The organism is Fusobacterium sp. (assembly GCF_029258315.1).
Lineage (GTDB): Bacteria > Fusobacteriota > Fusobacteriia > Fusobacteriales > Fusobacteriaceae > Fusobacterium_B.
This window is the reverse complement of the sequence record NZ_JARHZE010000058.1, coordinates 1-13,396: the sequence shown is the minus strand read 5'-3', so window position 1 is coordinate 13,396 and position 13,396 is coordinate 1. Positions and strand designations below refer to the sequence as shown.

The 13,396-nt window shown below is 28.7% G+C and carries 15 protein-coding genes and 3 tRNA genes; 14 read left to right on the top strand and 4 right to left on the bottom strand.

The genetic code is table 11. The features are described 5' to 3' along the window. Positions 1 to 13: 13 nt before the first annotated feature. From rpsN to mnmA, 9 genes are all read left to right on the top strand, one after another. Positions 14 to 301 (top strand): 30S ribosomal protein S14, encoded by a 288-nt coding sequence (rpsN, locus tag Q1J48_RS04360; RefSeq protein ID WP_027128121.1) that lies wholly within the window; start codon positions 14 to 16, stop codon positions 299 to 301. 36 nt (positions 302 to 337) lie between these two features. Next, positions 338 to 733 (top strand): 30S ribosomal protein S8, encoded by a 396-nt coding sequence (rpsH, locus tag Q1J48_RS04355; RefSeq protein WP_300344879.1) that lies wholly within the window; start codon positions 338 to 340, stop codon positions 731 to 733. Positions 734 to 755: 22 nt separating this feature from the next. Then, a complete protein-coding gene (gene rplF, locus Q1J48_RS04350) occupies positions 756 to 1,289 on the top strand; it encodes a 50S ribosomal protein L6 (RefSeq protein ID WP_300361510.1) in 534 nt (177 codons plus the stop codon). A 28-nt stretch (positions 1,290 to 1,317) separates the two neighbouring features. After that, positions 1,318 to 1,686 (top strand): 50S ribosomal protein L18, encoded by a 369-nt coding sequence (gene rplR, locus Q1J48_RS04345; protein WP_300344873.1) that lies wholly within the window; start codon positions 1,318 to 1,320, stop codon positions 1,684 to 1,686. Between the two features lie 24 nt (positions 1,687 to 1,710). Beyond that, a complete protein-coding gene (gene rpsE, locus Q1J48_RS04340; protein ID WP_300344870.1) occupies positions 1,711 to 2,217 on the top strand; it encodes a 30S ribosomal protein S5 in 507 nt (168 codons plus the stop codon). Between the two features lie 15 nt (positions 2,218 to 2,232). Continuing rightward, the gene (gene rpmD, locus Q1J48_RS04335; protein WP_177160419.1) at positions 2,233 to 2,415 is read left to right on the top strand and encodes a 50S ribosomal protein L30; all 183 of its coding nucleotides are present in this window, start codon (positions 2,233 to 2,235) and stop codon (positions 2,413 to 2,415) included. 3 nt (positions 2,416 to 2,418) lie between these two features. Beyond that, positions 2,419 to 2,898: a 50S ribosomal protein L15 gene (gene rplO, locus Q1J48_RS04330; RefSeq protein WP_300344865.1), complete on the top strand. Its 480-nt coding sequence runs from the start codon at positions 2,419 to 2,421 to the stop codon at positions 2,896 to 2,898. 29 nt (positions 2,899 to 2,927) lie between these two features. Further along, entirely contained in the window at positions 2,928 to 4,208 is a 1,281-nt protein-coding gene (gene secY / locus Q1J48_RS04325; protein ID WP_300344863.1) for a preprotein translocase subunit SecY, read from the top strand. A gap of 107 nt (positions 4,209 to 4,315) precedes the next feature. Beyond that, on the top strand, positions 4,316 to 5,407 hold the full coding sequence (gene mnmA, locus Q1J48_RS04320; protein WP_300361507.1) for a tRNA 2-thiouridine(34) synthase MnmA: 1,092 nt from the start codon (positions 4,316 to 4,318) through the stop codon (positions 5,405 to 5,407). A gap of 534 nt (positions 5,408 to 5,941) precedes the next feature. Here the strand turns inward: mnmA and Q1J48_RS04315 are convergent. Continuing rightward, on the bottom strand, positions 5,942 to 7,330 hold the full coding sequence (locus Q1J48_RS04315) for a sodium/glutamate symporter (protein WP_300361504.1): 1,389 nt from the start codon (positions 7,328 to 7,330) through the stop codon (positions 5,942 to 5,944). 160 nt (positions 7,331 to 7,490) lie between these two features. Here Q1J48_RS04315 and Q1J48_RS04310 point away from each other — a divergent pair, with 160 nt between their 5' ends. The 5 genes from Q1J48_RS04310 (at position 7,491) to Q1J48_RS04290 (ending at position 10,757) form a co-directional block, all read left to right on the top strand. Further along, on the top strand, positions 7,491 to 8,582 hold the full coding sequence (locus tag Q1J48_RS04310; RefSeq protein WP_300361501.1) for a 2-aminoethylphosphonate--pyruvate transaminase: 1,092 nt from the start codon (positions 7,491 to 7,493) through the stop codon (positions 8,580 to 8,582). Between the two features lie 93 nt (positions 8,583 to 8,675). Next, a tRNA-Ser gene (locus tag Q1J48_RS04305) sits at positions 8,676 to 8,759 on the top strand. Positions 8,760 to 8,761: 2 nt separating this feature from the next. Beyond that, positions 8,762 to 8,856: transfer RNA gene (locus Q1J48_RS04300), tRNA-Ser, on the top strand. A gap of 44 nt (positions 8,857 to 8,900) precedes the next feature. Next, positions 8,901 to 8,977, top strand: a tRNA-Arg gene (locus tag Q1J48_RS04295). A 223-nt stretch (positions 8,978 to 9,200) separates the two neighbouring features. Further along, positions 9,201 to 10,757 carry a nitrite/sulfite reductase gene (locus Q1J48_RS04290; RefSeq protein WP_300344814.1) on the top strand — a complete coding sequence of 519 codons (1,557 nt, stop codon included), beginning with the start codon at positions 9,201 to 9,203 and terminating at the stop codon, positions 10,755 to 10,757. 41 nt (positions 10,758 to 10,798) lie between these two features. Here the strand turns inward: Q1J48_RS04290 and Q1J48_RS04285 are convergent, their stop codons facing one another. Genes Q1J48_RS04285 through modA form a run of 3 tightly spaced genes read right to left on the bottom strand, consistent with a single transcriptional unit; the run spans position 10,799 to position 13,233 of the window. After that, on the bottom strand, positions 10,799 to 11,815 hold the full coding sequence (locus Q1J48_RS04285) for a molybdopterin-binding protein (protein WP_300361497.1): 1,017 nt from the start codon (positions 11,813 to 11,815) through the stop codon (positions 10,799 to 10,801). Continuing rightward, positions 11,812 to 12,480 (bottom strand): molybdate ABC transporter permease subunit, encoded by a 669-nt coding sequence (gene modB, locus Q1J48_RS04280; RefSeq protein WP_300361494.1) that lies wholly within the window; start codon positions 12,478 to 12,480, stop codon positions 11,812 to 11,814. The genes Q1J48_RS04285 and modB overlap by 4 nt, the downstream gene beginning before the upstream one ends. Before the next feature lie 9 nt (positions 12,481 to 12,489). Then, entirely contained in the window at positions 12,490 to 13,233 is a 744-nt protein-coding gene (modA, locus tag Q1J48_RS04275) for a molybdate ABC transporter substrate-binding protein (protein WP_300361492.1), read from the bottom strand. Positions 13,234 to 13,396 lie beyond the last annotated feature (163 nt).

The window sequence follows — 13,396 nt, the reverse complement described above, 5'->3', positions numbered from 1 at the left end:
AGGAGGATAAGGAATGGCTAAAAAGTCAATGATCGCTAGAGATGTTAAGAGAGCGGCACTATGTGATAAATACGCAGCTAAAAGAGCTGAATTAAAGAAAAGAGTGCTAGAAGGAGATACTGAAGCAATGTTTGAATTAAACAAATTACCAGTAAACTCTTCAGCTGTTAGACAAAAAAATAGATGTCAAATCGATGGAAGACCAAGAGGATTCATGAGAGAATTCGGAATTTCAAGAGTTAAATTTAGACAATTAGCAGGTGCAGGATTAATTCCTGGTGTTAAAAAATCATCTTGGTAAAATATAGACCATTGATAAGGAAGGAGGATTAACTAAATGTTTTTAACAGATCCAATCGCAGATATGTTAACAAGAATCAGAAACGCTAACTCAGTTATGCATGAGAAAGTTGATGTTCCATATTCTAACTTAAAACTTACATTAGCTAAGATTTTAAAAGAAGAAGGATATATCGCTAACTACAAAGTAATAACTGATGAAAATATAAAAAATATAAGAATATACTTAAAATACGAAGGAAAAGAAAGAGTAATTAAAGGATTAAAAAGAATATCTAAACCAGGTAGAAGAGTATACGCTCAAGTAGATGAATTACCTAGAGTTCTTTCAGGTTTAGGAATTGCAATCGTATCTACTTCAAAAGGAATTGTTACTGATAGAGTAGCAAGAAAAGAGAATGTAGGTGGAGAAATCCTTGCATTCGTATGGTAATTAAACTAGGAGGTGTCCATTAATGTCAAGAATAGGTAAGAAACCTATAGTGGTACCTGCTGGGGTTACAGTTACAGTAGAAGGAAACAAAGCTACTGTAAAAGGACCTAAAGGTACTTTAGTAAGAGAATTTAACAAAGATATAATAATTAAAGTAGAAGGAAACGAAATCATCGTTGAAAGACCAAATGATGAAATTGAAATGAGAGCTTTACACGGAACTACAAGAGCTTTACTACACAACATGGTTGTTGGAGTAAGTGAAGGATTTAAAAAAGTTTTAAATCTAGTAGGGGTTGGATATAGAGCAGCAGTTCAAGGAAAAGGATTAGAGTTATCTTTAGGATATTCTCATCCAGTAAAAATCGATCCAGTAGATAACATCACTTTCGCAGTAGAAAAAAATACAACTATAATAGTTGAAGGAATAGAGAAAGATGTAGTTGGACAAGTAGCAGCTAACATCAGATCTAAGAGAGCTCCAGAGCCTTATAAAGGAAAAGGAGTTAAATATGCTGACGAAGTTATAAGAAGAAAAGAAGGTAAAAAATCATAGGATTTAGCTCAAAAAGGAGGTAAGTGAGTTGTTTAAGAAAGTAGATAGACAAGCTGTTAGAGAGAGAAAACACTTATCAATCAGAAATAAAATTTCTGGTACAGCAGAAAGACCAAGACTTTCTATATATAGATCAAATACTAATATGTTTGCTCAATTAGTAGATGACGTTAATGGAGTAACTTTAGTTTCTGCATCAACTATTGATAAAGAATTAAAAGGAACATTAGCAAATGGTGGAAATGTAGAAGCAGCTAAAGCAGTAGGAAAATTATTAGCTGAAAGAGCTGTAGCAAAAAATATAAAAGAAATCGTATTCGATAGATCAGGATATGTATATACAGGAAGAGTATCTGCACTTGCTGAAGCAGCAAGAGAAAACGGATTAAGCTTCTAATTTTATTAGAGAGGAGGACTTCACTTGTCTAAGTTAGTAGAAAATAGAGAAGAAAAAGAATTTGAAGAAAAACTATTAAAGATTTCTAGAGTTTCTAAGACAACTAAAGGAGGAAGAACAATATCTTTCTCAGTTTTAGCTGCTGTTGGAAATAAAGAAGGAAAAATAGGAATTGGATTAGGAAAAGCAAATGGGGTACCAGATGCTATAAGAAAGGCTGTAGCTGCTGCTAAGAAAAACATGATAGATGTTTCTCTTAAAGGTAGAACTATACCTCATGAAATAGAAGGAAAATGGGGAGCAACAACTATATGGATGTCACCTGCATATGAAGGAACTGGAGTTATTTCTGGATCTTCTTGTAGAGAAATCCTTGAATTAGTTGGAGTTCATAACATATTAACAAAAATCAAAGGTTCTAAAAACAAACACAATGTTGCTAGAGCAACTATTGAAGGTTTAAGATTATTAAGAACTGCTGAAGAAGTAGCAGCTTTAAGAGGAAAAACTGTTAAGGAAATCTTAAGCTAGGAGGTTTAGAGAAAAATGGCAAAGGTTAGAATAAGACTTGCAAAAAGTATAATAGGTAGAAAGCCTAACCATATAGCAACTGTAAAGTCGCTAGGGCTTAAGAAAATGAATAGTGTAGTAGAACATGAATTAACTCCTGAAATCAAGGGGAAAATTGCATTAGTATCTTACTTACTAGATGTAGAGGAGGTGCAATAATCAATGAAATTAAACGAATTACAACCTTCTGTACCTAGAAAAAACAGAAAAAGAGTTGGAAGAGGAGAATCTTCAGGATGGGGAAAAACTTGTGGTAAAGGAAGCAACGGACAAAAATCTAGATCTGGAGCTGGACTAAAACCAGGATTTGAAGGTGGACAAATGCCTATCATCAGAAGAACTCCAAAAAGAGGATTCAGTAACTATCCATTCAAGAAAGAATATGCTATCATTAATTTAGATACATTAAACAGATTTGAAGAAGGTACAGTAGTAACTCCTGAAATCTTATTAGAAACTGGATTAGTTAAAAAATTATTTGATGGAGTTAAAGTTTTAGGAAATGGAGCTTTAGATAAGAAAGTATCTGTAGAAGCTCATAAAGTTTCTAAATCTGCTCAAAAAGCTATTGAAGAAAAAGGTGGAACAGTAGAAATCATCGAAGTTAAAACTTTTGCTGATGTAGCAAAAAACAATAAATAATTGTTTAAATAAAAGCGAGGTGAAAAACTTTGACTTTAATGGAAAGCTTTAACGCAAAGTTAAGAGGAATCATGAAGGTTCCTGAGCTAAAATCAAGAATTGTTTTTACCTTGTTGATGTTCTTAGTTGCTAGAGTGGGGACTTATATCCCTGCTCCAGGAATTGACATTGATAGATTATCAGCGATGACAGCTCAAAATGACTTATTAGGTTTTATTAATATGTTTTCGGGTGGAGCTTTTCAGAGAATTTCTATTTTTGCCTTGGGTATTGTTCCATATATCAATGCATCCATAGTATTTAGTTTACTTGCTGTTATTATTCCGAAGATTGAAGAAATTCAAAAAGAGGGAGAATCAGGAAGAAACAAAATAAGTCAATGGACTAGATATGTAACAATACTTATTGCTATTATGCAGGGAATAGGAGTATGCGTTTGGCTTACATCTGCGGGATTAGTTATAGAACCTGGATTTAGATTTATGCTAGTTACTATCACAATACTTACAGCAGGAACAGTGTTTTTGATGTGGGTAGGAGAACAAATATCAGTTAATGGAATAGGAAATGGTGTTTCTTTATTAATATTTTTAAATATTATCTCAAGAGGACCTTCAAGTATAGTTCAAACAATTCAACTTATGAAGGGAAGTAAATTTATAATACCTGTACTTATAGCAGTTGCAATTGCAGCAGTTTTATCAGTAGCAGGAATAGTTTTATTCCAATTGGGACAAAGAAAAATACCAGTTCACTATGTAGGAAAAGGATTTGGTGTTAGAGGAGGAGTTGCACAAAACTCATATATTCCTTTAAAGCTTAACACTTCTGGTGTTATGCCAGTTATCTTTGCATCAGTAATGATGATGATACCATCATTATTAATAAGATCATTACCAGCAACTTTCCCTTATAGAGATTATATGATGTTATTATTCGATCAAAAGCATCCAGTGTATATGGTACTTTATGCATTGATAATAATATTCTTCTCATTCTTCTATACTGCTATAATGTTTGATCCAGAGAGAGTTGCAGACAATTTAAAACAAGGTGGAGGAACAATTCCTGGTATAAGACCTGGAGAAGAAACAGTTGAGTATTTAGAGGGTGTTGTAACAAGAATAACTTGGGGAGGAGCGATCTTCCTAGCAGCAATAGCTATATTACCAATAGCTATTTTTACAGCATTAGGACTTCCAGTATTCTTCGGAGGAACTGGTATCATAATCGTTGTTGGGGTTGCTTTAGACACTGTACAACAAATAGATGCTCATTTAGTTATGAAAGAATATAAAGGATTTCTATAATAAAAATAACACAGCTTTTCTGTGTTATTTTTATTATTAACAAAAAAAATATATGGCTACTCTTTGAAAGTATGTTTGTATATAATATATTATTTATGGAGGATTTAATGGAAAATTTAGAATTAAGAAATAGATTTGATGAGATGTTGAGATACAATGAAGGAAATAAAAAGACAACAGTAGCAGTTGCTATGAGTGGTGGAGTAGATAGTTCAGTAACAGCATATCTATTAAAAAAGCAAGGGTATAATATCATTGGAATAACAATGAAAACAACTGAAAACGAAGTTGATGAAGATGCAAAAAAAGTTTGTGATGACTTGGGCATAGAACACTATATATTAGATCTTAGTAAAGATTTTAAGAAAAGAGTAATAGATTATTTTGTATCTGAATATTCAGCAGGAAGAACTCCAAATCCATGTGTAGTTTGTAATAAATATATAAAAATGGGAAAACTTGTAGAATTTGCTATGGAAAAAGGTGCTGACTATATGGCTACAGGACATTATAGTAATATAGAAAATGGACTTTTAAAAATTGGTGAAGATTTTTCAAAGGATCAGGTGTATTTCTTATCACAAGCCAATAAAGAAAATGTAAAAAAATTAATGTTCCCATTAGGAAAATTATCAAAACCAGAGGTAAGAGAATTAGGAAAATATCTTGGTGTAAGAGTTTATGCTAAAAAAGATTCGCAAGAAATTTGCTTTGTGGAAGATGGAAAATTAGAAGAATTTTTATTTGAGGCAACAAATGGAAGAATTGCTAAAAAAGGAAATTTTGTAAATAAAGATGGAAAAGTTTTAGGACAACATACAGGTCTTGGGTTCTATACAGTAGGGCAAAGAAAAGGTCTTGGAATATCAGGTACATCTCCATACTATGTAATAAATTTTGATAAAGAAAAAAATGAAATTATATTAGGAGATAATGAAGATTTATTTAAAGATCACCTTATAGCTAATAGCATAAATCTTTTCAAATATAATGATCTAAAAGAAGTTAATGGAATGAAATTTTTTGCAAAAACTAGATCAAGAGATAAATTCCATTTATGTGAAGTAGAAGTTTTATCAGATGATGAAATAAAAGTAAACTTTATTGATGAAAAAGTAAGAGCTATAACTCCAGGACAGATAGTAGCTCTATATGATGATGAACATAGAATAATAGTTAGTGGATTTATAAAAAATTAAATAAATTCATTTTAAAGAATATTAATAGAATAAAAAGTTTATAGAAATAGAATCTCCCTTAATTATTGATGAATAAAAATTAATAATAAGGGATTTTTTTATAGGATAATTTAATAAAGATTGACTTTATAAAGAGCAGTTTTTTTATTTATAAGGAAATTATAAATTAATTTTTTTATGGAATTAAAGATTTTTCAAGTTGAAAATAGAAAAAGAGAAAATAAAGTTAAAATTTTGTAAGTAAAAAAATTAAGGTTTTAATTAAAATAACTTTTGAAGAAATTTATTATATTAATATTAAAGAATATGTGATTTAATTGTATATAGTTTCCTCTGTATAAAATATTGTCGATTATATTATACAAAAAAGAGCTGAGTAAAATATTTTTTAAATGTTATACAGCTTTTCTTATTTATAAACTATATAATAATAAAAAGTAAAAACTCATAACTACTTTATATAAAATATTAATAAAAAATTTAATATAAAATGTTGTTATGAGTTATTAATAATAAAAGAAATAAAATATAATTTTAATTTCCTTTAAAAGTTTTTCCAAATAGTAAACGACTGCTTATTATAGAGAATAAAAGAAAGATAAAGCTAATAAAAGAAGTCATAAGAATACTAAAGAAAATTCCATAGTTTAAAGGCATTAATATAAAAATATTTAAAAGAGCATAGTAAATTATTCCAGTAACTGTATATGAAATAGAATAATTAGTTAAGGCTGGACTCTCTAATTCAGGATCACATATTCTAAGAAGCAAAACTCCAGTTAAAAATACTCCTGTACTCATTCCTAAAACACTGATCATCTGTTCAAACCAGTATTCTTTTAAAAATCTTTTACAGAAATAAAATAAAATTAAAGTAGTGAAAAAGTATCCTAAGAAAACTATAACTAAAATAGGAATTATATAGTTACTAATAGCTTTGATAGGAAGACTAGCAATAGCAGATATAATTGCATATTCTGTGAAAGAGCTAGAAATTTTACTTTTTACTTTTGCATCAATAAGATGAGATAATTTCAATTTATTTATAATCCCCCAAATGATGAACATAATTATCATAGCATAAGCCCAAACAGTAATACTACTCAATACAGGAATTTTAAATTTTTTAATAAATGATAGTAATAAATATGCAAGTCCACAAGCTGTAAAAATTAAAGCTGAGTGAAAGGCAACAGTATCTATCGATGAAGATATAGTTGTTTCTCGCCCAATTGAATTTTGTTTTAAAATATCTTTTTCAAATCCAATACGAATTGATTCAGGAATATCGGCAGGTTTTTTTAAAATTTGAGTATATCCATTACGAGCTGCCCAGTTAATAAGAATAATACCAATTAAAATACCTCCAACAATTCCAAAAGTTGCTGTGGTAGTAGCAACCCCTTGAGCTATTTCCCAGTAAGGAAGATTTAAATCAGAAAGAATATTGCTCAATATTCCAGCCGTTCCATGTCCTCCAACAAAACCAATACTTAATTCAGCACCAAAAGTAGAATAAAGATTTTTATTTGGAAATATTAAATGGGCAGAATAACCTATGGCGAATTGAAAAACAGAAACTCCTAAAATAATTCCAAATAAAGGAAATAAATTTTTTAAGTAGTTATTATCAATTTTATTTGAATTAGAATTTAATGAAAGTCCCAAAGGAATAGAAGCAACCACAGGAATAATTAAAATACCCGGAAGTAAAGAATAAGTTTTAAACCATTCACTAGGAACTGGTAAAATATTAAGACACTGAGGCCCTAAGATTAAAAGCAAAAATCCCCCAATAATACTAGCAGGAATAAAAGTTTTTTGAAAAATTTTAAATTTAGCTCTAATAAAAACTCCTAAAATTAAAAATGCTCCAAGCAAACCTAAACTTTTTAGAAAATCTGTTAAAATTAGATTAGACATAAAAACCTCCATTAGAATTTATCTATTAATAGTATCATCTGTAAAAATATTCGTCAATTAATAATTTTGAAAAAAATTTAAAGAATTTACACAAATTTTACATAAAATTATGATTATTTTAATATTTCAGATATAGAATAATAAAAAATAGGAGGCAAATATGGAAAAAGAACAAAGAATTTTATTAACATCAAGAATACATAATACTAGTAAAAAAATAAAAAATAGTTTATGTGTTGATATTTCTCCTTTTGAGAAAAGTTTTAAGAATATGACTCAAGAGATAAGAGATAGAGTTGTTAAATTAGCAACAGAGGCTAATGAAGAGTATACAATGATTCCGATACAGGGAAGTGGAACATTTGCAGTAGAATCAGTTATAGGAACAGTTATAGGAGAGAATGAAAAAGTTTTTGTTATTTCCAATGGATTAAGTGGAGATAGAATTGGAAAAATTTGCGGAAGATTAAAAGTTAACTATACAATGTATAGAGGAAGCAATGATAGTTCGTTGGATTTAGAAAAAATAGAGGAAATTTTAAAAAATAATGAAGATATAACTCATATAGCTATGGCTCACTGTGAAATATCTTCTGGAATATTAAATTCATTGGAAGATATAAGTAAATTATCAAAAAGATATAAAAAATCCTTTATATTAGATGGGACAACAACATTTGGTGGAATGAAATATGATTTAGCAAGTTATGGGATAGATTTTTTAATCTCAGTTCCAAATGAATGTCTAGAAGGGGTAGCTGGTTTTTCTTTTGTTATAGTTAAAGAAGAGTTACTTATAAAAAGAAAAGAAAAATCATTATCTTATTCTTTAGATCTGTATGATCAATGGGAGTATATGGAAAAAACCAATGGATTATGGAGATTTACCCCTCCAACTCAGATAGTAAACTCTTTTTTTGAAGCTTTAAAAGAGTTAAACGAAGAGGGCGGAATAGAGAAAAGACAAAAAAGATATATTGAAAATTATAAAATATTAAAAAAAGGAATAAAAAAATTAGGATTTAAATTTTTAGTTCCAGAGGAAGCTCAATCATATTTTTTGATTTCTTTTATTTTTAAAGATGATAAAAATTATAACTATGAAAAATTGTATAAAAAATTAAAAGAAAAAGGTTATATAATAGATAGAGAAAATTTTTTAGAAAATCATATTGTAAAAATAGGATTAGTTGGAAATATTGAACCAGAAGAGATAGAAAACTTTTTAAAAACTTTGGAAAAAATAATTTAGTTTGATTTTATTTTTTGTTGAAAATAAAGGATTTTTTTTATTTTATAAAAAAAAATTGACAAAATATCTAAAATATGGTAAAATTTTTCAAGTGGAGAGCTATCCTAATTGGTAAGGAATCGGTCTTGAAAACCGACGCCGTAAGGCTTTAGAGTTCGAGTCTCTAGTTCTCCGCCAGTGGTGAAGTGGCAGAGCTGGCCGAATGCGCTCCCCTGCTAAGGGAGTGTACCAACCAAAACTGGTACCGAGAGTTCAAATCTCTCCTTCACCGCCATTTTAGATAGTTAAGGGTAGTTATACTACCTTTTTTTATTATAAGTACTCGTAGCTCAATTGGATAGAGCACTTGACTACGGATCAGGGTGTTGGGGGTTCGATTCCTCTCGAGTACGCCATATAAAAAATTAAAGATTGCAGAAATGCAGTCTTTTTTGTTTTTTTAATGAAAATATTCTAATTATCTATATAAAAAAAGATAGTTAAAAAAGTTAATTAACTTCAATAAAAAATTAAAAATAAAAAAATAAAAAAACACTTATAATATTAAAGAAAATAATATAAAATATAATATATGGATTGTCTATTAAATAGCTATAAAATTTAAAAAAGGGGTACTTTATGGAAACTTATAATGAAATGTTAAAAGAAGAAATTAAAGATTTTCGTGAACTAGGACACAGATTTTTAAAAAAAGAGGTTTCAGTTGGGGATTTTAAAGGGAAATCTGGTGGAATGGGAGTTTACGCACAACGTGGCGGGGAAAAATTTATGATAAGACTACGTACAAACTCAGGGGTACTTTTATTAAAACATTTAAAATTAACACTTTCTTTTGTTGAAAGATATGGAGTAGAAAATCTACACTTAACTACAAGACAGGCTATCCAATTACATAATTTAGGAATAGATGATGTGTGTGATATTATGGAAGAGGCAATAGATCATAATCTTTATACTCGTGGTGGTGGAGGAAACTTCCCAAGAAACGTTTCTCTTTCAGTTTTATCAGGGGTAGAAAAAAATGAAGCTTTTGATGTTACTGATTTTGCTTTAGAAGTTGGAAAATATTTAATGGGTCAAATAACACAATATAAATTACCAAGAAAATTAAAAATAGCTTTTTCATCAAGTGATAAAGATGATGCAAATGCGACATTAAATGATTTAGGATTTATGGCGACAGTTGTTGATGGAAAACCATACTTTCAACTATTCATAGCGGGAGGTTTAGGAGGAAATCCAGCACCTTCACTACATTATGATAAATTAATAGAAACTAAAGATATACTTTATCATGTAGAAGCAATGACACAGTTATTTATGGCTGAAGGAGATTATAAGAATAAAGCAAAAGCTAGAACAAGATATATCCCTAGAAGAATGGGTGTTGAACCTTTCTTTGAATGCTATGAAAAACACTTAAAAGAAGTTAAAGAAAAATTAAATTTAGATGTAAATATTCCAGTTGTATTATCTACAACTTTAAATAATTATTCTCACAAATTACAAGAAACAGATTGTTTAATAGCTCAAAGACAAGACAATCTATATACAGTAGTAGTTCATCCTATAAATGGACAATTACCTGCAAAAAATTTCAAAGATATAGTAGAATTTCTTGATAAAAATAAAAATACAGAAGCAAGACTTAGTATGAATGAAAGTATGCTTATTAGAAACTTAACAGAAGAACAAGCTAAAGAATTATTAGAAATGACTAAAGAGATTAGAATGATGAATAAAGTACAACAAAGTGTAAGTTGTATAGGAGTTCCTACTTGTCAAATGGGTATAGAACAAAGTCAAAAACTTCTAGTAAGTATCTTAGATTATTTAAAAGAAAATAAAATAGGTGAAGAGTATTTGCCATCTATTCATATTTCAGGATGTCAAAACTCTTGTTCAAGACATCAAATCAATGAAATAGGATTTGCTGGTGGAAAGAAAAAAGTTGGAGATGCAATAGAAGATGTATTTGATCTTTATGTTGGTGGTATTTTCAGCAGAGAGAAAACAGAGTTAGGAGAAAAAATAGGAACAATAGTAATGAGAGAAATTCCTAAATTTATTGGAGATTTAGCAAATAAATTAAATGAGGAAAATATTCCATTTAGAAAATTCTTAACTGAGAAAAAAGAAGAGTTCTTAGAAATAGCTAAACCTTACTTAGTATAATAAAATAAAAATAGAGAGAAATTATTCTCTCTATTTTTTTGCTATTTTCCAAAAGAGCAATTAGGATAATGGCAAATTTCACAACTTTGACAAAGTCCTCCAGCTCCATATCTCATGATATCCTCTTTTGTTAATCTTTCTCCAGTCATAACTCTTCCAAGAACTAAATCAAAAACAGTTTTTTTAGCAAACATTACACAACCGGGTAATCCCATCATTGGAATATCTTTAAGATATGAAAGAAGAAACATAGATCCAGGTAAAACAGGTGCTCCATAAGAAACGAGTTCACCTCCAAGTTCGATAATAGAAGTTGGGGTAACATCATCTGGATCAACAGACATTCCTCCAGTAAAGATTAACATAGTGGCTCCTAAATCTAAAAATTTTTGAGCAGATTTTTTAATTTCATCTTTATTGTCTGGGCATAAAATCTGTCCAAGTATTTCACAATCATATTGGTTAAGCTTATCTAAGATAACTTTTCCAAATTTATCCTCTATTCTACCATAAAAAACTTCATTTCCAGTTGTTATAATACCAACTTTATATTTTTTATATGGCTTTACATTTAAAATAGGAGATTTAATAATATTTTTAGCCATATCCATTTTTTCTTTTTTTATAACAAGAGGGATAACTCTTGCTCCAGCTAAAAGATCACCTTTTTTTACAGGAACATTGTTAGGAAGAGTGGCAAAAGAAATTTCTCCAAGCATATTAAGTTCAAAAAGTTTTTCTGTATTAACTTTAAAAATTCCATCAACCTCAGAATTAAAATTAATTTTTCCCTCTTTTATTTCATCACTAAGAGAAATATTTTCACCTTTTCCTAAATTTCCTAGGATAACAGCTCCTTCATTTTCATGAAGCTCATTTTTTCCAAGTTCAAAAACATAGATATTATCCTTACCAAGTCTTAAAAGATGAGGTATATCCTCTTCAGTAATAATATGTCCCTTTTTAAAGGCACGCCCTTTAAATTCTCCAGGAATTATCTCCGTTATATCATGTTGTAAAACACAACCAACAGAGTTTATAGTTTTTATTTTTTTCATATATTTTTCCTTTCCTTTGAAAATAAATAATTATATATTAGAATAACTAAAAAACTTATTATAAGGATCACTCCTAAAAGAAAATTTGCACTTTTAGAGTCCCCACTTTCAACAGCAGAATAGATAGCCATTGAGATAGTTTGAGTTTTTCCCGGAATATTTCCAGCCAGCATCAATGTAGCTCCAAATTCTCCCATAGCCCTACCAAAAGATAATATCATACCAGCTAAAATATTTCTTTTTATAAGAGGGATAGTTATTTTTTGTAAAATTTGAAAATCAGTAGCTCCAAGCTGTTTAGCTATTTCACTATAAAGTGGATCCAGAGAGGAAACACCAGTTTTAACATTATTATACATAAGTGGAAGAGAGACAATAGAAGCTGTTATTATCCCAGCCCACCAAGAAAACATTATATTAATATTAAATTTATATAAAAAACTTCCAATCACTCCATTTTTTCCAAGTATTAAAATTAAAAGATATCCTAATACAGATGGAGAAATAAAAAGAGAAATATTTATAAAAGTTTCGAAAATATTTTTTAGTTTTTGATTTTTCTCTAAAAAATAAATTAAAATAATTGAAATAAAAGCTACAATTAAAGTTGAAATAATAGAAATCTTTAATGTTAAAAAAATAATATCAAAATAAAGAAAACTCATAGTCAACCACTATTTATTAGCTATTTCAAAATTATATTTTTCATATAAAGATTGAGAATATTCTGATTTTAAAAACTCATAAAATTTAATAACTTCTTTAGAATTTTTATCTTTAATTATTCCATAAGAGTAAATAATAGGCTTATGTAAAGTTTCAGGAACAATAAAAGAGATAATCCCATTTTTCATAATTTTAGCATCTGTTTTATATATAAAAGCATAATCTACTTCATCTATTTCAACATATTGCATAGCACTTCTTACATCTTTTGAAAAAACTATATTATTTTGAACCTCATTCCAAAGATTTGAGTTATTTAAAACTTCCTTTGCATATTTTCCAGCTGGAACAGTTTCAGGAGTTCCGATAGCGATCTTATGATTTTTAATCTCTGATAAATCATTTATCTTTTCTTTTCCAACTATAACCATTCTATTTTTTAAAATATCTTCGTTATAATTTTTTTCAATCATTCCTTTTTCATCTAGATCTTTCAAATCTTTTTGAGATGCAAAGAAAACAATATCCACAGGAGCTCCAGAAATTATTTGATTTTTTAAAGCTCCAGATCCCCCAAGGTTAATATTAATTTTAATGTCTTTATTCTCTTTTTCAAACTCAAGAATAATCTCATTCATAACCTCTTTTAAACTAGCAGCAGCACTTATTGTAATCTCTTTTTTTTCCTCTTTGCCACAACCAAACAAAACAACCATAAAACCAATTAATAATAATTTAAAAATTTTTTTCACAAAATCAACCTCCTAAATTTGATTTTAACAAATTTATTAAAATATAGCAAGGGATTTGTCATTATTGAAAAATAAAAAAAAATTTATTATAATTAATATGAAAAAATAAAATCAAGAGGTGAAAAATGTTTAGAGTAGCTATAATTTGTATGAGTGATAAAGG